Source organism: Dulcicalothrix desertica PCC 7102, assembly GCF_003991905.1.
In the GTDB taxonomy this organism is placed as follows: Bacteria; Cyanobacteriota; Cyanobacteriia; order Cyanobacteriales; family Nostocaceae; genus Dulcicalothrix; species Dulcicalothrix desertica.
Window position 1 is genome coordinate 164,361 of sequence record NZ_RSCL01000014.1, and the last position, 21,741, is coordinate 186,101.

General features: G+C 39.0%; 20 protein-coding genes and 1 tRNA gene. 10 read left to right on the forward strand and 11 right to left on the reverse strand.

Features of this window, described 5'->3' with window-relative positions; translation table 11 throughout:
- Positions 1-104: 104 nt before the first annotated feature.
- Positions 105-440 carry a hypothetical protein gene (locus DSM106972_RS27835; RefSeq protein ID WP_019492146.1) on the reverse strand — a complete coding sequence of 112 codons (336 nt, stop codon included), beginning with the start codon at positions 438-440 and terminating at the stop codon, positions 105-107.
- Positions 441-613: 173 nt separating this feature from the next.
- Here DSM106972_RS27835 and DSM106972_RS27840 point away from each other — a divergent pair, with 173 nt between their 5' ends.
- The 3 genes from DSM106972_RS27840 (at position 614) to DSM106972_RS27850 (ending at position 2,434) form a co-directional block, all read left to right on the forward strand.
- Positions 614-1,822 carry a murein hydrolase activator EnvC family protein gene (locus tag DSM106972_RS27840; protein WP_127083734.1) on the forward strand — a complete coding sequence of 403 codons (1,209 nt, stop codon included), beginning with the start codon at positions 614-616 and terminating at the stop codon, positions 1,820-1,822.
- A 121-nt stretch (positions 1,823-1,943) separates the two neighbouring features.
- Positions 1,944-2,016, forward strand: a tRNA-Arg gene (locus tag DSM106972_RS27845).
- Positions 2,017-2,098: 82 nt separating this feature from the next.
- Positions 2,099-2,434, forward strand: a complete 336-nt coding sequence (locus DSM106972_RS27850) for a hypothetical protein (protein ID WP_127083735.1) — start codon at positions 2,099-2,101, stop codon at positions 2,432-2,434.
- On the opposite strand, the gene DSM106972_RS27855 is transcribed toward DSM106972_RS27850, so the two are convergent.
- Complete coding sequence (locus DSM106972_RS27855; protein ID WP_127083736.1) at positions 2,372-3,322, reverse strand: hypothetical protein; 951 nt, start codon at positions 3,320-3,322, stop codon at positions 2,372-2,374. The genes DSM106972_RS27850 and DSM106972_RS27855 overlap by 63 nt on opposite strands.
- A gap of 788 nt (positions 3,323-4,110) precedes the next feature.
- Between DSM106972_RS27855 and DSM106972_RS51575 the strand changes: the two genes are divergently transcribed.
- Positions 4,111-4,278: a hypothetical protein gene (locus DSM106972_RS51575; protein WP_158632886.1), complete on the forward strand. Its 168-nt coding sequence runs from the start codon at positions 4,111-4,113 to the stop codon at positions 4,276-4,278.
- A gap of 60 nt (positions 4,279-4,338) precedes the next feature.
- On the opposite strand, the gene DSM106972_RS27860 is transcribed toward DSM106972_RS51575, so the two are convergent.
- From DSM106972_RS27860 to DSM106972_RS27875, 4 genes are read right to left on the reverse strand one after another with little or no spacing between them, the layout of a single operon-like run.
- The gene (locus DSM106972_RS27860) at positions 4,339-5,187 is read right to left on the reverse strand and encodes an ABC transporter substrate-binding protein (RefSeq protein WP_127083737.1); all 849 of its coding nucleotides are present in this window, start codon (positions 5,185-5,187) and stop codon (positions 4,339-4,341) included.
- A gap of 2 nt (positions 5,188-5,189) precedes the next feature.
- Entirely contained in the window at positions 5,190-5,966 is a 777-nt protein-coding gene (locus DSM106972_RS27865) for an ABC transporter ATP-binding protein (RefSeq protein ID WP_127083738.1), read from the reverse strand.
- Positions 5,967-6,026: 60 nt separating this feature from the next.
- On the reverse strand, positions 6,027-7,058 hold the full coding sequence (locus tag DSM106972_RS27870) for a FecCD family ABC transporter permease (RefSeq protein WP_127083739.1): 1,032 nt from the start codon (positions 7,056-7,058) through the stop codon (positions 6,027-6,029).
- A 31-nt stretch (positions 7,059-7,089) separates the two neighbouring features.
- A complete protein-coding gene (locus tag DSM106972_RS27875) occupies positions 7,090-7,356 on the reverse strand; it encodes a helix-turn-helix domain-containing protein (RefSeq protein ID WP_127083740.1) in 267 nt (88 codons plus the stop codon).
- Between the two features lie 270 nt (positions 7,357-7,626).
- Between DSM106972_RS27875 and DSM106972_RS27880 the strand changes: the two genes are divergently transcribed.
- A complete protein-coding gene (locus tag DSM106972_RS27880) occupies positions 7,627-8,763 on the forward strand; it encodes an Alr2735 family protein (RefSeq protein WP_127083741.1) in 1,137 nt (378 codons plus the stop codon).
- A 74-nt stretch (positions 8,764-8,837) separates the two neighbouring features.
- Here DSM106972_RS27880 and DSM106972_RS27885 read toward each other — a convergent pair whose 3' ends face one another.
- Positions 8,838-11,585 (reverse strand): cation-transporting P-type ATPase, encoded by a 2,748-nt coding sequence (locus tag DSM106972_RS27885; protein ID WP_127083742.1) that lies wholly within the window; start codon positions 11,583-11,585, stop codon positions 8,838-8,840.
- 527 nt (positions 11,586-12,112) lie between these two features.
- On the opposite strand from DSM106972_RS27885, the gene DSM106972_RS27890 reads away from it, so the two are divergent.
- Together DSM106972_RS27890 and DSM106972_RS27895 are read left to right on the forward strand one after the other, a co-directional pair.
- Positions 12,113-13,240, forward strand: coding sequence for a P-loop NTPase family protein (locus tag DSM106972_RS27890; protein WP_186538385.1), 1,128 nt, complete (start codon positions 12,113-12,115; stop codon positions 13,238-13,240).
- A gap of 276 nt (positions 13,241-13,516) precedes the next feature.
- A complete protein-coding gene (locus DSM106972_RS27895; protein WP_127083743.1) occupies positions 13,517-15,238 on the forward strand; it encodes a serine/threonine-protein kinase in 1,722 nt (573 codons plus the stop codon).
- Between the two features lie 656 nt (positions 15,239-15,894).
- Here DSM106972_RS27895 and DSM106972_RS27900 read toward each other — a convergent pair.
- Together DSM106972_RS27900 and DSM106972_RS27905 are read right to left on the reverse strand one after the other, a co-directional pair.
- Positions 15,895-16,587 (reverse strand): uracil-DNA glycosylase, encoded by a 693-nt coding sequence (locus tag DSM106972_RS27900; protein ID WP_127083744.1) that lies wholly within the window; start codon positions 16,585-16,587, stop codon positions 15,895-15,897.
- A 78-nt stretch (positions 16,588-16,665) separates the two neighbouring features.
- The gene (locus DSM106972_RS27905) at positions 16,666-17,532 is read right to left on the reverse strand and encodes a thermonuclease family protein (RefSeq protein WP_127083745.1); all 867 of its coding nucleotides are present in this window, start codon (positions 17,530-17,532) and stop codon (positions 16,666-16,668) included.
- A gap of 533 nt (positions 17,533-18,065) precedes the next feature.
- Here DSM106972_RS27905 and DSM106972_RS27910 point away from each other — a divergent pair.
- Positions 18,066-18,827 carry a phytanoyl-CoA dioxygenase family protein gene (locus DSM106972_RS27910; protein WP_233787193.1) on the forward strand — a complete coding sequence of 254 codons (762 nt, stop codon included), beginning with the start codon at positions 18,066-18,068 and terminating at the stop codon, positions 18,825-18,827.
- A 9-nt stretch (positions 18,828-18,836) separates the two neighbouring features.
- Here DSM106972_RS27910 and DSM106972_RS27915 read toward each other — a convergent pair whose 3' ends face one another.
- Positions 18,837-19,736, reverse strand: a complete 900-nt coding sequence (locus tag DSM106972_RS27915) for a DMT family transporter (RefSeq protein WP_127083746.1) — start codon at positions 19,734-19,736, stop codon at positions 18,837-18,839.
- A 209-nt stretch (positions 19,737-19,945) separates the two neighbouring features.
- Here DSM106972_RS27915 and DSM106972_RS27920 point away from each other — a divergent pair, with 209 nt between their 5' ends.
- Together DSM106972_RS27920 and DSM106972_RS27925 are read left to right on the forward strand one after the other, a co-directional pair.
- Entirely contained in the window at positions 19,946-20,290 is a 345-nt protein-coding gene (locus tag DSM106972_RS27920; protein WP_127083747.1) for a hypothetical protein, read from the forward strand.
- 253 nt (positions 20,291-20,543) lie between these two features.
- Complete coding sequence (locus tag DSM106972_RS27925) at positions 20,544-20,777, forward strand: hypothetical protein (protein WP_127083863.1); 234 nt, start codon at positions 20,544-20,546, stop codon at positions 20,775-20,777.
- Between the two features lie 11 nt (positions 20,778-20,788).
- On the opposite strand, the gene DSM106972_RS27930 is transcribed toward DSM106972_RS27925, so the two are convergent.
- Positions 20,789-21,613: a CBS domain-containing protein gene (locus DSM106972_RS27930; protein ID WP_127083748.1), complete on the reverse strand. Its 825-nt coding sequence runs from the start codon at positions 21,611-21,613 to the stop codon at positions 20,789-20,791.
- Positions 21,614-21,741: the final 128 nt, after the last annotated feature.

The following is a 21,741-nucleotide window of genomic DNA, read 5'->3' on the forward strand; positions in this document are numbered from 1 at the left end:
CTTGCGATGCCCGTTCCACAAGATACAGAATAAAATACTTAAAACCCGCCTCAAAGTAGAAGCGGGCAGTATAAAATTTTCAATTGTTACGGTAGTGATAATGATTATTGAGCTTTCTTTTTATCTTGCTTTTTACCAATAAATCCGAAGTCATCTTCTTTCATCGTAATCATACCGTGTACACCGAGGGCTGCAATTGCGGCGCCGATAAATCCCCAAGTGCCATCGGTGAAAGCATTGATGCGGTGTGATAAGCTACGGTGGTAAGCAAAATCGAGTTGTCGAGTACTGCCGTTACCATCGCGCGCAAGTCTTTCGATGTAATCTTCAGTTCGTTCTAAAGCGTTATAATCAACATCGTAAGCATAAAGTGATGACCCCATGACAATTAAGCCGGGAATCACAAGTGCGATTAAAAGTATGCCTCTGCCTGAATTCATACGACCTCATGTCAGGTAATATATGCAATTAATGCTGACATACCCGTATTTTTGCGTTAGTATCTGGCAAACAATTGCAAAATTAGCTTCTGCCGTTAGCGAACAGATTTTTTTGGGAATAATATTCGTGGTTGGTTGAATTTTGGATTTAAAATCCTCAGTAGTCTAACAATATGAAAGCTATATATATCCCAAAAAGACGGAATTATTTAAGATTTACTCTTGCTTTACTATCTATTCTATGTATAGTTTTTACATGGTTTCCAGCATTATCTCTACAAGCACAGACAAAAAATACATCTATTGATGCACTACAGAAACAGCAGCAACAACTAAAATTACAGCGTGGGCAAGTTAGTCAAGAACGTAACCGTTTGGACAACTTACAAAATGTCGCCCAAGATAGACTCAACAATTTAGAACAAAATTTACAAACAACCACCACACAAATTCAAGACAGCGAAAACCGTTTAAAGTTAGCAACCGAACGTCTCGAACAACTAATCGTCGATTTATCAGTGGCTGAACGTTCGTTCAAAGAAAGACAAGACGCGACTGTAGGAAGATTAAGGTTTTTACAGCGTTCAACAGCGAGTCATGGGTGGACTGTGTTACTACAAAGTCGAAGTATAAACGATTTTCTAAGTCGGCGCCGACATTTAAAGATGGTATATCAGGCAGACCAGCAAATACTAGCAAAACTTACAGAAGAAGCAAATCGCATCATCGAGCAAAAAACAGCAGTTGAACAGGTAAAAAACGAGATAAGCTTAATTCGTCAGCAACTCTTAGCGCAAAAAAATGACTATCAGTCTCAAGCTGCATCACAATCAGAATTAATAGAGAGATTAAATAACGACCGTTTAGCATTAGCAGCAGCACAAACCCAACTAGAACAAGATTCTATTGCCATCGGTAACTTAATTCAGCAAAGAATTGCTGCTCAAAAAGCGCGTGAAGCTGCCGAAAAAGCAATTGGTAAACGATTTACCGAAGGTACAGGTATATTTGGCTTTCCTAGCGATGCACCTATTAGTAGTCCCTTTGGCTATAGAACTCACCCTGTACTTGGCTATCGGCGCCTACATACGGGTATCGATTTTGCAGGCGCCTATGGTAGTCCAATTCGTGCGGCAGATGCAGGTACCGTAATATTTGCAGGATGGTACGGTGGTTACGGAAACGCAGTAATAATCAGTCACGGCAAAGGAATTACAACCTTATATGGTCACAGTAGCCAGTTATATGTATCCGAAGGGCAAACAGTACAACGTGGACAACATATAGCAGTAACAGGTTCCACAGGTTTATCAACAGGCCCCCACCTACACTTTGAAGTTCGTAGAGACGGCACACCAACCGACCCAGCACCCTATTTATAAAGTGGTGAGTGGAAAGTGCTGAGTGCTGAGTAAAGTTAGGAGTTAGGAGTTAAAAACTCAGCACTCAGCACTCAGCACTTTTTACTCATTATTCCAAACTATGATATAGTTTATGGAACGAGGGCGTGTAGCTCAGTGGATAGAGCGTCAGGTTCCGGTCCTGTAGGTCGGGGGTTCGAGTCCCTCCACGCTCGTATTATTTTACATATTGACACTACGTAATGATAGTTAAAAATTGAGCCATTATGGCTAAATGCTCTGATACTGTGATTATATATGAGTTCTGGCGCCAGAAAACAAAGAATTCTTAACCCAAATCAATCTTATACGTTTCGTAGTTACTTTGAGATGCGCTTTCCCATAACGGATATTTTATGGGAGTTAGGAGTTCATTTTAATAAAAGCAATATTAATTTCCCTAAAAGCTCTACAACAGAACCTGAGCGTTTATTATCACTACGTCAACGACTTGAAGAAGCTGTTTTTAGGGTAAGCTTAACTAGCGAATCTGCCAGACAACAAGTATTAATCGCACCAATACTTTTAGAATTAGCTCATGTTACAGAATTGCTTACGTCGCTTGAAAGCAGCACCGGAAATAACAGCCCCTAGAGCCAAAAATCCTAGACTAGGTTCGGGTACAGCTTTACTCAAATTAGTCTTCACTGGTGCGGAGGCAAAAGTCATGCGGTCGAAAGCAACTATATCATTAGTTCCTTGTTCACCATCTTTGATTTTGAACTGAACCTTGGTAAAGTAGTCTTCTTGCGAGTCAGCGATGTAACCAGAGTAGAATGCTGTTCCTCGAATCTTTACTTTAGCATTAGGATCAGATAAGGTTAGCGGTAGGTTGACGAATTTTGTGCTGCCATCTAAGCGGGTTAATTCATAACCCATAATCGCACCACGCTCAAAGTCAGTACCGTAAAAGCCAAAGCCAGATATGGCTTCTGAGAAAGAAAATATTAGGTTACTATCTTTTCCTGCATTCGTGTTCAAAAACTGGTTATTTAAACGCTGTTGCTTGGTTAAACCAGCGTCACTGATGCCATAACGACCACCAGAAACATTTGTATTGCTGCCGTTGCTCTTACCATTGGTTTTTTGTATTGTGGTGTGCAAGCTTGTATCTCTTCCACTATTACTGTCAAAAATATTCATCCTGACAATATTGCCATCATTCTTCGTCAGATCGACGTTATAATCGAGTTTAACGCCTGTTTCGTTGATTTGATCAAAGCCCTCCGAAGCCTCAAAGTTAACTGTCTTAAAAGACCTACCAGTGAGAGCTTTCAAAAACTGTTGCTCGGCATTATAGCTATTTGTTAATTTAGATACGTCAGGTGCGTCTTGAGCGGCTCTATTGGTATTCGGATTTCCAAAATATTGAATATCTTCGCCTAAAAATGAGGCTGCTTGAGCAGAAGAACTGTTGATACCCATTCCAATTATGGTGACTGTTAAGCTAGTTACAACCAAACCAATTTCTTTAAGCTTCATTTTGTCTGTTCCCTTTAAAATACTAAGAGTGTTAGCCGCTTACAGATGTCTTTTCCGAACACAGCAGCGTATTTTTTTTACTATGTACACACTCTAATCACTCTTAATGGGAACTGACAACATTACTCTCTAAATCTTTATTGCAAGTTTTAAAGTCTCTTATTGGACAGTATTTTCACCTTTAAGAGGGGTTGGAAAGAAGTATACATGTAGAGGATTCGACTCGATAATTTTTGGGAGAAATCAATCTCTCTCTGTGTTGATAGTCTTAAAACTGCGTAAATTTTCTGAATAGTAGGTTGTTGATACGTAGCATTAGATATGGTGACTAATTCTGATACTGGCAGTGAATACTCAGAACATATCCGACAACCAACCCCTAGTTGTAGGGGCTTGCAAGTAATTACAGCCTTACGCAACAAAGCGCACCCACCCCTCAAGAGTATCTAACTTTGCCTGTAAGCCCGCAAATTGCTGTATCATACGCCTTGGTTGAGAGAAAATCTCAGCTTATGTATTTGTTAACATGCGTTGGGAATTGTTAACGAAAAGGTATCGGTGGCTATTCTTTAACTTGCTCATATAGATGCTTCTGGGTAGATAAAAACGCGCGCGGGTATTTTCTATAAGCCAGCAATTCTAACACTACCTATATAAATTCCGTCAGGGATTGAAAATCAAACGTCTAAGCAATACTGCTCGGTTAACGATTTTTTTCATGGTTTTGGGCATGTAGAGACGCGAAATTTACCTGCGGTACACTCCGTGAACGCGTCTCTACAAGGTTTGTGGTTTACCGAATTTTCTTAACCTACGACATGACCGCAGATGGTTTATCTCTTGATGATAAACGTCAACCTGTACAAGAGAATGATATACCAGATTTATTACAGCGATGGCATTCCAGAGTGGCGCCGAATGTGGCAGTTAAAGATGCCTTTGAAGCAATTATATAGATAATATTCGTTATTGGTTTTCCACCCAGGCGCCTTCTTAATCTTTTATCCTCTAGGAATTTATTTTGCGCCTACATCACGTAATTTTTTCGATACATCATTTATACTGTCAATGCTTATAGGAGTAATTAGCCCATCGTGATGAAATATATATACTTGATTATTTTGCACAGCTTTTAACTTACTCCAGTAAGGTAACTTTTTAAAATCATCAGGTTTTAAATTTGCTGACTCAATAACAAAAAGCTTTTCGGGGTTTGCTTCGAGTATATTTTCCTGTGAAAGCGTTATATATCCTTTAAAGCGACCTTTTCCTTGTAAGTCTGCCGCTAAATTTTTATATTTGAATTTTTCTAACAAGTTCCCTGCCCAACTGTTTTTATTCGGTGATGATGTTGGTTGCGCGCGGAGTAATACTAATACTGTTTTTCCGTTGTTAGGTATATTAGTTGTATAAGATTCATATTTATCTAGTATTGGTTTGGGGTCGGCGCCTATTTGTTGTGCTATTTGCGTTGTGCTATCTTCTAGGTCTTGCCAACTGCGGATTTTTCCCACAAGGGTAGGTATTTTTAACTCTTGAAGCTTGGCGATGATTTTATCGTGGAACCCTTCGGCGCCTAGTACTAGGTCTGGTTTGAGTGATACAATTATTTCAATGTTAATTGCTGTGTTAGTTCCGACTCTTGGGTAGTTATTAAATTTGGTTTTTGCTATTACGTCTGTATATCTGGTGTTGGGAATGCCAACTAGTTTGGTTTTGTCTAGATTATATATTATATCTGCTGCTAAGGGCGTTAATGCTACTACTCGTTTCGATTTTTGCGTTGGTTGAGTGATTTGTGTTTGGGGATTGTTTGAACAAGCTGATAAGATGATTGTGAGTGTGAAAAGAAGTAGTTTTTTCATTTTTACAGAGAGGATACTGCACAAACTTGTAATCCAACAGGTGTATCAATAATTAAAGCTTTTACTCCAAATACTTGGCTTATTGCTTCGGGTGTTAAAACAGTTGCCGGTGTCCCGACATCCCAAAGATTACCTTGATTAAATAGTGCTATACGGTCACTATATCTTGCTGCTAGGTTTAATTCGTGTAAGACTGTCACAATCGTTAATTGCTGTTGTTGATTTAATTCTTTGAGTAGTTCTAGTAATTGTAGTTGGTAGTTTATATCCAAATACGTTGTTGGTTCGTCGAGTAATAATACTTTTGGTTCCTGTGCGAGTGCCAAAGCTAGAAACGCGCGTTGTCTTTCTCCACCTGATAAGTTTTCTACTGGTCTATTGCTCAAGTTCTCCAAGCGCGTTTTTTGAATAGCGTTTTCTACTTTTTGCTTATCTTCCCCGCTTAATTCCCATTGCCACCAAGGTTGATGGGGTGTGCGTCCTAAGCTAACTAGTTGACGAACGCTCAAACCTGTGGGGACTGTTTGTTGTTGAGGTAGTAGTGCTAGTTGTTGAGCTACTACATTCGGAGGTTGTGAGTGAATTACTTTTCCATCTAGTAGCACGGCGCCTTGTGAGGGTGATAAAATTCGACTTAGTAATTTTAAAAAAGTTGATTTACCTGAACCGTTGGCGCCGACTAAACTTAGCCATTCTCCGGTTTGTAAATCTAGGTTTACGTCTTTGATTATCGGTACTGTGGTGTATCCACCACTTAAGTTTTGAATTTCTAAGGGCATTTTGGTATGGCGGGTTTACAAATATCTTAAAACTGAACTCACTATCTCGTTAACCCGCCCTTACTCGGTTCCAGTTTTACGTTGATAGAGTAACCAAATAAACAAGGGTGAACCTAGAAGTGCTGTGACTGAACCTACTGGGAGTTCTACGGAACCGAGTCTAGAAAGTAAATCAGCGAACATTAATAACCAGGCGCCACCAAGTGCAGATAAGGGTAATAATATACGATGGTCATTCCCCACTAGCAAACGAACTCCATGAGGAACTACTAAACCAATAAAACCAACTAGTCCGCTGACACTAACTGCTCCAGCAGCCAAAAGTGTTGCGACACCAGCAATTAATATACGCGACCGTCCCAGGTTAACACCTAAACTTACTGCCAAGTCATCCCCTAAAGCTAATAAATTTAAAGAACGGGCAAGTAACCATCCTGCAATTAAGGCAATTATTATATAAGGCGCCGCTGCATTAACTTCTCGCCAACCTCTACCGTTTAAGCTACCAATTAGCCAGTTTAAAGCTTGTTGAATTTGACCGTCTTCTGCAAGTAGTAGTAAAGTACTTTGCACTGCTCCAAACAATGAGCTTACAGCAACACCACCTAAAATTAATCGCTCTACCGAAAGTTTTGAACCACTTCGACCAAGAAATATTACTATTGCAGTTGTAATTATGGCGCCTATCCAAGCAGCTAAAGGTATCCAAGCTTGAAACACTTGTAATACTACCATCACAATTACCACTAGTCCGGCGCCTGCGGAAATTCCCAAAATAAAAGGGTCTGCCAAACTATTACGCAACATCCCTTGTAATAAGGCGCCTGACATTCCTAATGCGGCGCCAACTACCATCGCAGCAAAAATGCGGGGAACACGTAAATCCCAAAGTATCGTTTGTTTGAGTGGGTCGCCTCGACGCAGTAGCGCTTGTAACATCTCATCAAAGCTTAGGGGAACGGCGCCTTGAGATAGCGATAATAATAACGTTAATACAAGTCCCAACAGCAGAACCATAACAGCGAAGAAAACACGACGCTGTGTCAAGGTTTCCGGAACTTGCTTCCCCGACTGCTTTGATAACATTTTCATCTAAATATATCCTAAATAATAGGCTGCTCGATTAAGAACAAGCAGATGTATATTCATCTCCGTCGTAAGTGTAATCAAGCAAATCAGTAGGGGTAATGATTCGATTATCACCACGCTTACGGTAAGCCCTGGATAGACCGTTACAAAGATTGTTGAGAACTCTACCGCTAATTTGTTCTATCTCATCAACGTTTTTGAGCTTTGAAACCGAAGTTGCGTGAACTCCTGATAGTTCAGATAACTCTCTATTCGTGATTTTTTTTTCAGCCATTAGTACTCGAAGTCGCCAGCGAATCATTTTTTATACTTTCCTTTTTTATCCTTACTTGATAGTTTCCTTCAGAAATGCTTTTATAGCCTACTCAAACTATTGACTCTCTAAGTGCTTTTTATCATAGCATCCTAAATCTAAATATATATTAATAAGCTTATATTTAGCAATTGTGCTATAATATAAGACATAATAAAAGCGGTCGCCTACTTCTTAGCGGAACAAGCGACCGCTCTCAACAACAGCTAGGTAGCAGCTTGCAACTGCGAACCCTAGCTAACTAATTTATTTAGTTTTATGATGACACACATTAAGGGTTTCAGCATTACCAGTTTAGATGAACTAGTTTTATCCTCGGTACAGTTCGATGAGTTGATGTCGGATGCATTTGATATCGTTAATCCCATTGGCGCCGTTTATACATCGACCGTGAGTCTTTTACGCTTCTCATTCTGGTTAGCGAAGCAAAAAGCGACACTTAGTAAAAAAGATTTTAACGAATTGTTAAGTAAATTAAAATGGAATGGTGAAGAAAAGCCTTTTTTAAAGGTAGATAAGGCTTTTAGTGGATTTTTCCCAGAAGATTTAGCACAAGTTGAGCCAAGAACTATTTTCAAATTGGCTGAAAACTTCAAAAAATATCAGTCAGTTTTTACACAACTTGTTACGTTACCTTTAATTACCCAAGATATAGTTCGTAATTTGATACAAAACTGTCGTAAGCCAAGAGCAAAAAGAGAAAAGAAGGAACCTACTATTTGGATGACGGCGCCGGACAATGGAAGATTTTTCCAACCACCTCCAATGTATGACGATGCAACGGGTGTGATGCTCGAACAAATAATGAAATCTGAAGGCAGAAGCGCGCAAAGTGTTATTGCAGAAGGTATCGCGCTTGTTAAACAAAAGTTAGATGCACTTAAAGCACAAGAAGAATGTCCTCTCCCTGTAAATAATGATTCTGAAGTTGTTAACCTAGTTACAAGTGAGGAAGTAATTGATACAAGTAATTCAACTACATCTTTTGTACCAATTGATGAAACTTTAGATTCAGATTTGTGGCGTGATGATATTGAAGATTACGATTTATTAACGTTAGCTGATTTGGAGCTTCAAAATGAAATGACTCCTGTTGAAAGGTTAATAGAAACTTTTCAATCAGCACAGTCATGGGAAGAAATTTCGGAGATGTTACACAACTATGAACAGTATAAAGATGAGGCTTGGGAAGCGCTCACACCGTTGGAACGGCGCCAGGTTATAGAAATAATGCCTAAAGCAATACGTAGGCTTCGTGATGCAAAGAGGTTTGGTAAAATAGCTGATTTTAGAGAATTAAGAGAGGGTGTTTATGAGGTTTTATTGAATGGGTGTATGTTTTGGGAAATTGTGTATAAATCATGGCTGGATAATTTTTTGGCATATGTGGGATAGGCAACTCACTATTGTACAAATAAATGGAAGAACAGGCATCTTGCCTGTTCCACAAGATTGATAATGGAAGATAATTAGTTTGGAGGGTCAATTTTGTTGGCAAGGGCAGCCCAGAAAATCATGGGTGAACCAATTGCTAAACATAGTAACCATTGTTGAAAACTTAGAGGCGCCGTTTCAAAGACGTAGTTAATTAATGGGACGTGAGCGAATACGATTTGTAGTAATATTGCTCCGATTATTCCAAATCCAATTGCGGGGATATCTACGTTTTCTTCAATTGTTCCGTCCATCTTAGCGATTAAGTTGGGAATTAATTGGCTGATACTGAGCATGTAGAATATCCGTCCGGCAATGAGCGAGTTAATTGCCATTGTTCGCGCTAATGGTAAGCTACCTGTTGTGGCACGGAAGTATTCAAATACACCGAATATCACAATCCAGTTGAATAAGGAAATTAGTAGAATTCGTTTGATGCGGTTCCCTGATAGTAATGGTTCGTTCGGGTTTCTCGGCGCCTGGTTCATCACGTTTGCTGCTTTGGGTTCAAATGCCAAAGGTACAGTCATTGTGATGGAATTAAGTATATTCAACCAGAGTATTTGTAAAGAAAGAATTGGTAGGTCTCTTGCTAATAAGGTACTCAGTAAGACTGTCATCGATTCCCCACCGTTCACAGGGAGAATAAAACAGATTGCTTTGAGCAGGTTTTTATATACAGAGCGTCCTTCTTCGATTGCTGCTTCAATTGAGGCAAAATTATCATCGGTAAGCAACATGTCTGATGCTTCTTTCGCTACTTCTGTACCTGCCCCACCCATTGCTATACCAATATCAGCTTGTTTCAATGCTGGTGCATCATTCACACCATCACCCGTCATTGCTACAACTTCGCCTTTTGATTGTAGTGCTTCAACTAAACGCAGCTTTTGCTCTGGCGCCACACGGGCAAATACTACACCCTCTTCTGCTACCTGCGCGAGTTCTGTTTTATCCATCTTAGATAACTCGGCGCCTGTAAATGCCAGTACTGAACCATTTTTACCCATACCCATGCGTCGAGCAATCGCTTGGGCTGTAACAGCATGGTCTCCAGTAATCATCTTGACTTGAATACCTGCTTGTTGACATGCTTGTACTGCTTTGATAGCACTTTCGCGTGGTGGGTCAATCATTCCTTGTAAGCCAAGGAAAACTAATCCTTTTTCAATATCGTGGTGGTCTACACTGTTTTGGCTATCGGGTACATTCTTTTTCGCTAGTGCTAGCACGCGCAAACCTTGGCGTGCCATGATATTTACTTCACGCTCAATACTGGTTTGGTTTAATGTTTCTACACAATCCATTGGTCGCTTTTGACCTTCGCTATTAAGCATTCCGCTACAGCGCTTCAATATTGACTCAACCGAACCTTTGACGTAAATGATTTTTCCTGCAGGTGTGGTGTGCAGTGTCGCCATGTATTGATAATCTGACTCGAAAGGAATCGTATCAATTCTTGGCATTTGGCGAGTTAACGAAGCTTGATTGAATCCTGCTTTGTTTGCCGAAGCAATTAAGGCGCCTTCGGTAGGGTCTCCCATTACCGTCCATCTATCGTCTTTGTATTCAATTAAAGAATCATTACAAAGAATTCCAGCTAATAAAGTTTCTTGTAAACCCTTATCACTATTCAAATTAACTGGTTTTTCATCACGCAGTATTTCACCATCGGGTGCATACCCTACTCCTGTCAAAGCATATTGATGCCCACTCGCATAAATGCCTTGAACAGTCATCTGATTTTCAGTTAGTGTGCCCGTTTTATCTGAACAAATTACTGTCGCACTACCCAAAGTCTCTACAGCAGGCAATTTACGAATAATTGCGTTCCGCTTTGCCATTCTGGAAACACCAATTGCTAATGTTACTGTTATTACCGCTGGTAAACCTTCAGGAATGGCGCCGACAGTTAAAGCAACAGCAGCTTCGAGAGCTTCAGTGAAATTTCTTGTATTCAGTCCAACAACAAATGTTAATGTTGCTAACGCTAAAACTACACGCAACCAGTTATGACTAAACTTATCAAACTTGCGAGTTAGTGGTGTCGTCAGGTTTGTGTGTTGATCCATTAACTGGGAAATTTTTCCAGTCTCAGTTTCATTCCCTGTTGCGACAACAATACCTACAGCTTGTCCAAACGTGACAAAACCACCCGCATACGCCATGTTTTTACGTTCGGCAAGAGGGGTGTCAGGTTTTAAAATATCTACATGTTTTTCTACAGCTACCGATTCACCCGTTAAACCAGATTCGTCAATTTGAAGATTTTTAGCTTGGACTAATCGTAAATCAGCAGGAACTTTATCACCAGAGATTAATAAAACTATATCTCCAGGTACTAGCTCACGCGAAGGGATGCGAACTTTCTGTCCATCACGGATAACTGTGGTTTCGGTAGTAATTGCGTTTGCCAGTGCTTCAATCGCACCTTCTGCCTTGGACTCTTGAATGAACCCAATGATTGCATTGGTAGTCGTAACACCCCAAATCACTCCCGCGTTTACATAACTCCCTGATAGCGCTTTCAATAAACCCGCGCACAGTAATACAATTAGCAGCGGTTGGTTATATTGCTGTAAAAACTTCAACCAAAGAGGTTTACCTTTTTTTGCAGTTAGTTCGTTTCTACCGTACTTTTCGACTCGCTGCTTTACATCAAAATGGCTTAAACCACCATCTGAAGTGCTTTTCAAGAGTGATAGTGCTTCTTCGACCTCCATTGAATGCCAAACTTTTGGCTCTCTAGAGGGCAGTCCCACCGCAGATACTACCTGCACCATGATTATCTTCCTTTGAGCTAGTTTCAAAAAATCTGTGTTATTTCATTTTTAGCACGTTTTTATAGTGCTGATTAGAGTTAAACACTTTTTATTTCGATAATTTGCATAGATTTTCTTAATAGTTTGTTTATATTTGACTTGACAAAGCTTGTATTACCCACTCTTGCCAGCGGGTATCAATAGAATATCTTCCTATATGTATATTGATGTTTTTGAATGCTTACAAATGGAAAAATTAAAAATAATTTATGAGTAATTACTTAGTTGCTTGGTAATTTATTAACTAAAATGTATTCATTTAACTAAGTATGGAATGGCGCCGTTAGCTAGAATTTGCTGCGGTAAAAATCTTAAAGCCACATTTTTCGTCATCACAACAATAGTGGCGCCTGAGTTAATTTAAGAAATATGTGTTAACTAAGTTTTAGCACTTTTAATTAGTGCTATTGTGTTTATGACACTTTTGATTTTGAATAAATTGCATAAATTTTACCAATGGTTGTTGCCGATAAAGTAGTGGAGTGAGTATGCTTTGCGATACAGCTTGGGTTGAAGGCAGAAAGCGCGTGTATTTGAATTTGTCTGTTCGATTGGAACTTATTGGACGTTCAGCGGAATTTCAGCGCATTGTTGAGGTTTTAGCACAGGACGGTGATGTATTGATTGCGGGGGTGCCTGGAAGCGGGCGCCGTACCTTAGTGCGTTCAGCAGCAAAGGAAGTAGGAGCGATTATTTTAGAAATCGACTGCATCCGTGCTGGCGATGGTGAGCGTTTCTTGCAGTTACTCGCAGAAGCGGTAAGTCAAAATTTCCAACCAGCACAAATTAAGAATTGGGTAAATACAAAAGCCAGAGAGTATTTTGTATTTAATTCAGATGAAACTACAGGCAAGTTAAAATTGATACGCAGTTTAAACTTGAAGCAGTTATGGCAAGCATTTGAATTGTTGTTAAAATTACCGCAGCAGTTAGCAGAAGCTGACTCCAAGCGCGTGGTGTTGATATTACATACTTTTCCCCATATTCGTTCATGGGATAAGAATGGGGAGTGGGAAGCAACCCTGCGACGTGAAATCAAAGCTCAAACTTTTGTTAGTTATGTATTAGTTGCCACAATTGCCGAAGCTACTAATGCAGAAGAAAACGATTATCCATACTTAACTTTGAAATTGGCGCCTTTGGTTAGAGATGTAATTGCGGTATGGGCAAGAGAGATTTTACATACTCAGGGGTTAACATTTGATTCGCGTTCTAAAGCGCTGCAATTATTTTTGGATGCAGTACAAGGACATATTGGGGACGCAATGGCATTAATTCGTCGTATACAATCAGTACGGCGCCCAGATGGGTTAGTTACCGAAAAAGCAGTGCATGATGCCATTCAAGGGCTACTCAAAGATTTATCTATCACCTTTGAATCATTATTAATGTTGCTGCCTCCTAACCAAGTGCATCTGCTCGAAGCATTAGCTTGTGACCCCACCGAAAAACCACAAAGCCGTGAGTATATTCAAAAACATGGTCTATCACGTGGAGGTAGCCTTCAAGGCGCCTTAATGGGACTTCAGCACAAAGGACTAATTTATGGCGCCGAACAAGGCTATAAATTAGCACTTCCATTACTAGCATTATGGTTAAAGCAGCGTTTGGACTAAGATATTGGAATTTTTACATTGTTCGGATAAAATTCCTGTACTATAGTTTTAATCAAAAATTTCATCAAAAATTTAAATAAATGTTATATCCTTAGCATCTGTAACCTGTTTTCGTAATTTAGAAGTGCATAATTTATCTATAAGCGCTTCTACCTTAAGTAGCAAATCTCAAAAATTGGCACTTAGGAACTAGGTGAATGGCTTTGGGTCATCTACAATCATATAAACTGAACAGTTGACGAACTCACTCAAGAAAACCTCAAATCTAAAATCGCTATGGTAGCTGCTGGTACAACCTTGCAGGGTGGCAAATATACTCTCGACCACGAAATTGGTCGGGGTGGCTTTGGGATAACCTTTAAAGCTACTCATCACTACTTGCATCAAGTGGTGGTGATTAAAACCCTGAATGAAAAGCTGCGACAACATCCAGATTTTGCCAAATTCGAGAAGCAATTCCAGGATGAGGCTCGACGGTTAGCAACTTGTGTTCACCCTAATATTGTTCGAGTCAGCGACTTTTTTGTCGAGGCCGCATTACCATACATGGTGATGGAATATATCCCAGGTGAAACTTTGGGAGAAGCATATGTAATGCCAGGAGTTCCTTTACCAGAAGCAACTGCTATTCACTACATTCGCCAAATTGGCGCCGCATTAGAAGTAGTACATCAAAACGGTTTATTACACCGTGATATCAAGCCCGATAATATTATTCTTCGTCGCGACACTCAATCTGTGGTGCTAATTGATTTTGGTATTGCGCGCGAGTTTAATAGTGGAGTTCGGCAAACGCATACAGGTATGGTTTCCGAAGGATATTCTCCTATCGAACAATATTTATCGCAAGCTGCCCGCTCACCTGCAACTGATATTTATGGGTTAGCAGCGACGCTTTACACTTTATTAACAGCGCAGGTGCCAATACCAGCATTACTGCGCGACCGTGAAAAAATGCCTTCTCCACGTGAACTGCAACCGCATTTGAGTGCTGCTGTTAACCAAGCAGTGATGCGTGGTATGGCAGTTGACGCTAGATTTAGACCTTCTACTGTTGCCGAGTGGTTAAAATTATTACCTGTGTCAGGAGCAATTCCGGCGCCGCAACCACTGCCAACACACGCAGTACAAACAATCGATTTATCTAGTCAACAAGCTTCAAACTTGGATGCAGCTTCTGTAGCAGTAACACAATTACGTACAGAAGAACCATTACAACAAAAACAAGAAGACAAAACCAAAGCCGTTAAAGTCATTGCCAAAAAAGTCCTTAAACCAAAAGTATTCATTGGAACAGGTATTGCAATGCTAGCTGCTGCGGCAGGTTTTAGCGCTATGCGAAGTGTTTCCAATCCTCAAGCTATACAACCAGTAGTAGAGCAGCCAAGCAATATTTTCCCCGCATCCACAACTACTACACCAGGCGAGACTCCTACTCCATCACCAACAACCCAGGCAACATCAACTCAACAAACTACAACCTCTAACCGTGTTGAAGAAGCGCCCGTCTCAACACCAGTACGACGCAAACGGCGCCGCGTCTATAACAACAATAATAATTCCAACACCAGCAACAGCAATTCTAGAAACAATCCCTCAACTGATAACTCAAATAATTCTAATAACCAAACTACAACAACGAAACGCAGAAACTATAACAACGACAACAATAATAGCGACAGCACGCCAACGCGCACCAATAACGTCAATACTGGTACTAACACTAACAATTATAATAATTCAAATGGTCCTAACACACAAACACCATCAAGCCCACCAAGTCCATCTTTAGTAGATAGACTAAGAACAGTACGTGATTCTCGTATAAAAAAATCACCAGACAGCAGTAAATCACAAAGTACACCAAAATCATCTGGTTCTGTAGTAGTCCCAACAACAGAGGCGCCGCCCAAATCGTCTGACCGTTCGGATGTTGTAGTTCCAACACAACAATCACAAGAACGAAGTTCCGTAGATACAACTTCCACCGATAATTAATTATAAACTCTTGTAGCACAGGCATACGAACTGTGCATTGTATGTATTTTTTGACCATAGAGACACAGAGATGTATAGTTCCTTGCTTTAGTGAGGCACGCAAATTTTCCTAGAGGATAAATCATATATATCCTCTAGGAATTTAGATAGTAAAAAAATATTATCCTGTATAAAAAGAATACTTAATTTAAAAAATTGCTTTGTAAAACAGCGCCTTTTTTGAGATAAATACTTAAGTTCTCTTGAAAAGAAGTAATAATATTTACTTTTTAAGTACAAGTATATTATTTTTATTATTTTTTTTGTGCTTTGGTGATCTTGCTAATACTCAATTAAAAAATAATTAGCAGCAATATTTAAGTCAAGATTATATTAAATAAAATTGTAGATTGAGTATTCAAAAATGATTGGTACCGCTTCATAGTCACAATGGTACAAGAATGAGCTTAAGTTAGTTTAATATTAAATTAAAGTAATATTATTAAACTATTAATATAGCGGTTTTCATTCAAATAAAGCACATAATGACGGGCAGGGATCGCCGTTCCACAAAAGTTTTACTAACTCAATTTATACCTCACTTGTTTAAAAAATGCTATAATGAGTAAATTAATCTCTGTACTAACAAATTTGGTTTTGCGTACTATATTAAATAGCTAGTACTCGATGTATTTATTCCCTATTTCCCAATTAATGGGTGATTTGTTACACGCTTCTAATGCAGCATTAATTTTAGAAAATGGTTTACTACCAAAGAAACCATTGTGTGCTGACAAAGGTGAGGGATGCGCGGATTGAATAACTATATGTCGTGTGGTATCAATTAATTTAAGCTTCTTCTGTGCATAACCACCCCATAGAACAAATACAACTGGGTCAGATTTTTGATTTACTTGACTAATAACCGCATCTGTAAACTTTTCCCAACCTTTATTTTTATGCGAATTAGCTGTATGTGCGCGTACTGTTAGAACTGCGTTGAGCATTAGCACACCTTGTTTTGCCCACTCCACCAAATATCCAGTGCTTGGAATATCACATCCAATATCATCTTTAAGTTCTTTGTACATATTTACTAATGATGGTGGCGTTTTAATTCCAGGTTTAACAGAAAAACATAAACCGTGTGCTTGGTTTTCATCGTGATAAGGGTCTTGCCCAAGTAGTAAAACCTTGACATCATGATAAGGAGTCAATTCAAAAGCTGAAAAAACATCTTCTTCTGGTGGATATATAGTTTGTGTTTGACGTTCCAGAGCAAGAAACTCTTGAAGTTGTTTAAAATAAGGTTTTTCAAATTCTTCTGCGAGAACAACCTGCCAAGAAATTGGAAGTTTGGTAATTTCCATGTTATTTTCCACCTAAATCATTTGATAAACGGATGTAACGGATAGTTTACTAGTAGCATCCGTTACATCCGTTGCTAATTATTTCTCAACAAACACAATATCTTCAGGTTGCTGTGTCATCATAATCTTTTGCCCTTCAACTTTGACGACAAAATCAAAACCTGTGATGTGACCATCTGGCAAGATGATTATTTTATCATCGAGCGAGTCTAGGTATGCAGAAAAGCCATCCAGTGCTACGCTATCGTCGTTTATCGCAAGATAACTTAACAGGCGCCGAAATAGTTTAGGCAAAATCACTACATCATCGATAATGGTTTTAGAGTTCTCTAAAGTGAAACCTGTGTTGGTTTTATCTTCACTCCATAAAGCTTTTGATTCTTTGCGCGCTTTTTCGGCAGCTTTCGTTAGTTCTTTGCGGATATCTGGATATAACTTTGAGTAAAAAGTCGGGTAAGCAAGTCCTTGGGTTAATAAATGGTGGTTAGCACTACGAAGTAAAAGTGCTTTATCTATAAATACCTCGCTGCCATCTTCTTGTGTCGCTTCACCTTTGAATACAAACGCAACCGCTCGACCATAAGTGTCTGCAAACCTGGTTAAAATAAAACCCGGCGCCTCGGATGGAGTAACTGAGGTTATTTTCTCACTTTTACTGCGCGTTACATCTTTGAATCCTAAGTAATTTAGCAGTTCGGACGCTGCACCCTGACCGTACTTTAGGGGTTGATGCTGCATTCCCGCACTACCTCCCCTTGGCGAAAAATGAGTTTCTAGTGCATCTATTGCATCTAAGCGTAATTGGGCACCACCAAAATTGTTAGGACGAACTTTTGTAGATAATTTTTTCCACAATTCTGGGTTATTCGGGTAAAAACGGATTGAGTCTCCGTCTGGGGCTGTTGATAGTACTTTATACTTACCTTGAATTAAAATTAGTGGCATTGTCTCGGTTGCTCCTTGCTGTGATTAAGGCTACAACACATAGTTCTACAGCAAGTAAGACAATTTTTCCAACTATATCAATTATTTAATAATTTTTTTTGAAAATACACTTAGGGCTGTTGTCATTGTTTATACTAAAAACAGAGAAACCGGGTTTCTTTGTTGAAGTCTTGTAATAAAAATAATGATTTTACGTAGAAACCCGGTTTCTGATTTATTCGCGTCAGTCCTATTTTGTAATTTGTAATTGTAGAATATAGATAATATAAAGCTGGCTATTTATTAAGTGAGTTTGATGAAGGAATGATGAAGTAGCAGGTAAAGTAATTGTTAAGAATTAGACAAATATTTATGAAAATACTTACAATAAAACAAAGATTAATTGTTAACAAAATATAAATAGAAGCGTGGACTTGATCAAAAGAATCTACAACCGAGTTCTGAAACATGTATACACAATACCTTCACTGGAAAAATATAGTGACTCTATCTATAAAACAGCAGTACAACAACATGCTGTTAACCTACCACCAATGTCCACGGGAGATTTGAAGATAGTCGAGACGTTGAAAAATGAAGGAGTGGCAATTAGTTCATTAGAAGAGTTAGCAACTCCTTCCTCGTCAAAGATGACCTCAGCAGCAAAAAAATTAATGCCATTAATTCCATGTATAACAAAAAAGAATGAATTTGTAGTTCATGCTACAAATGAGCAAATAATGGAGTATCCAGAAATATTTCTTTGGGGACTAGAAAGACGTATACTTAATATTGCAGAAAATTACTTTAATCTTCCTGTTGCATATCATGGAGCTTATTTTCGTAGAGATATAGCTAATAAAGTACAGCGAAAGTCTCGCTTGTGGCACTTAGATGGTGAAGACAGGCAGGTATTCAAAGTAATTATCTACTTACACGATGTTAACGAAGACCAAGGGCCGTTTCAGTATATCCCTGTTAGTACTACTCAAAAACTAGTTGAGCGACTTAAGTATAGACAAGGTTATATTCAAGACACCGTAATGCAGCAAAACGTTTCTTCGTCAGATTACAAGTCTTGCTTAGGGGTCGCTGGCACAGTTATATTTGCTGCTACGAGTCATATTTTTCATCGCGGCAAGATACCAGTAGCATCAGACAGGTTTTCACTTTTCTTTGATTACACGTCACGTTTACCAAAATATCCGTTTGTCAATCGTTACTCATTGCCACAAGACTATTTACTCTCACTCTCAAGAAAAATTACACAACACCAACTGCAAAGCTTACTATGGCAAAATTATAAAGTTAAGTAACAATATGCGTTATTTGAGGTAAAACAATAAAGCGATTCCTGCGATTGCAATTATTACTCCTATGACTGCCCTAATACTTACCTTTTCACCCGTCCACAATGCTAACGGTAGTATAAATATTGGACTAGTTTGTAATAATGTTGAAGCAATTCCTACAGGCGCCAGTTTAATTGCGGTCTGTTGTAGCCAAATACCTAAGTAAGTTCCGCAAAATGCCGCGAAGCATGTGGCAGCAACTACACGCCCTTGTTTCGAGTAACTAAGTATAGAAGTTTTAGATTTATCTTGCTGCCATACAATTAAAGGCAATAAAAATAATGTCGCTGCACTTAACCGTATTAAAGCAGCCCACAATGGGTTAATATTTGTGTTGACCAACGCTGCACGCGACAAAACGGCGCCTGATGCATTGGCAACTGCCGCAAGTAGTCCAAATATCACCCCACGCAAAGGCAACGAAGAATTAACTTCCTTCTCGGTACGTTCACTAATTACCCAAGCGACTCCCAAAATAGTTAACAGTACACCACACCAAGCACTCGCATTTAATCGTTCGTGTAAAAATATTAAGGCGAATACTGCCGTCATTGGTGGCGCCAGTGTTTCTAAAAGTAATAACCTCCTAGCACCCAAACTATTGATTCCTGCCAAAAATGCAGTATCACCTAGTCCAATACCTATAACCCCACTCAGCAAAAGTAAGCATAAAGGCACAGGAGCTATTACTAAAGATAGTTTTCCTGTGGCAACTATTGTGATTAAGAGTAAAACAATTGCAATTATTCCCTTGATTAAATTTAAGTGCAGTGGTGGAATATGGGCGCCAACACGTCCATATACAACCGACGCAAAAGCCCATAACACCGCTGCAACTAGCGCTGCAATCTCACCCTGGTAATTTATCACCATCAAAATATAAACAAAATATTAAAATTACTATATAGCAATTTGCATTTCTTGGAAATATCTCATAAATTAAGATAAAGACACCAATAAATATTAGCACTCACCTCTATTAACTGCTAATTTTCTATCTAATAATATTTAGCACTGACGGTTTGTGATTGCTAATTTAAACCTGATTATTTGTTTTAACAAATTACCAAGAGGACAAAGATATGAAATATGCATTTAATATCGTTGGCGTATCTCCTGTTTTAGATTTTTTTAATCATCAACAAAAGTCTTCAGTGTCTGGACAACCACAAGGTATAGAATATTTAGGGGCGCCTGATTGTACACTCGACGCATTTCTCGAAACAGTCGAATCGGTTCCCACAAAAGAATCTTGGGAAATGGATGAAGTCGTCAAAACAGTAATTGACTTTTGGATGAATAATTCAGAAAGCATCCGCTACTGGAAATTACGCTTACTCGACGCAGGTAGAGACAACCTCATCGTTACGAGAGTTGCAGAAATCCAAGCTTTGCAAGCTGAGTTTGATATGTTGTTTCAGAAATAGTGAAGAGCAGTACTGAAGTACTGCATTACGAATGTGTGTGTGGCATTACGAATGTGTGTGGTTGTATACATCTGACAAAAATATAATTTCGGGTCTGGGAAACGATTTTGAAGAATTGTTTCCCAAAACCATTGACGTTCAATTTTTGGTGTGCTATTCAAGTGACAGCTTCGATAAAAAAACGTCAGCAATTCTCACACATATATGGGACTTGCTGACAAAAGTTAACCAAATAAATCTGTGTAATATCATCATGGCACAAGACACTCACACCAGCCATTCCGAGCAAAACGAATCAGCAAATTATAAAAACCGACTAAATTCCTGGGCAATAGCTCGTATGCTTCCAGATATGAAACGTGAAATAGTCGCGCGGTTTCGTCGTCGTTCAGATGCAGACGGACACATGCAGCTATTACTCCGGGTAACACCAGATGCGAATTTCATGCTAGTTTTTGATTGCCAAACCGAAGAAGCTGCTGCCTAGTAATAAGCACTTCAGTGCTTTCTTCCACCAAACTCCTGAATCTTCTTTACATAACCTTTCATAACGCTTAACAACTGAGGAAGCTCATTACTTACCGAACTCACATTAATTCTCTCAGCAACAATCTGAATTTCTTCCACAGGATGTGGATAGTACTTCTGGTAAAGACCTACCAATTGAATTAACTCTTGAGTATAACGACTAGCGTGAACTAAATTACCAACAACAAGCTTGGCAGGACTAATAACTTCACGCACTAAACTCAAATTTAATTCTTCTAAAGCTAGAGTCTTTTGCTTTTGTAGTAATTCCACATACCTCTGTTCGCTTTCGTGCAAGTTAAATTCAGCTTCTTGAGATTGTTTTTGAGCTTCTTCAAGTTGTGCAAGCGTCAATGCATGTATTTTCGAGTTTGCCAAAAGTAGCTGCTGAATATCAAGCAGTTTATTACCTGTAACAACAATCGGTTCATAAACAAACTCAGAATTTCTTGACAATGCTTGTTTTGTAGCATCAACAACCTTTGTATCGGCGCCCATAATTAAAGTATCTGATTTAACAAAATCGTACAAGTTCTCAATCGCACGCTCGTTAAACAAACCCAAACTATAGGGACGACTCATAAACTCGAAAAAACGGCGCCTAGAAATCATCCCTGCATAATCATGATTTTTTGTCAAGATTACCCCAGGCATTAAAGGTTCGTTGTCAAACAATTTAATTAAACTATTACCTACACAGCTTACTTCTAAACTTGTATCCCACAGTGGTAAGTCTCCTAAAACAGAACTCAATTTCAAATTAAGTTCATCCAATCGCTGGGTTGATACATCCATAACACAGAAGATACACAGCAGATAAGATTGTGCAACAGTTCTATCAAAATGTCTCTATGTATTTAATACATTTTTATACTTCAATCTATGATAACCCTTAGAAACCCGGTTTCTTAATTGAAGTCTTG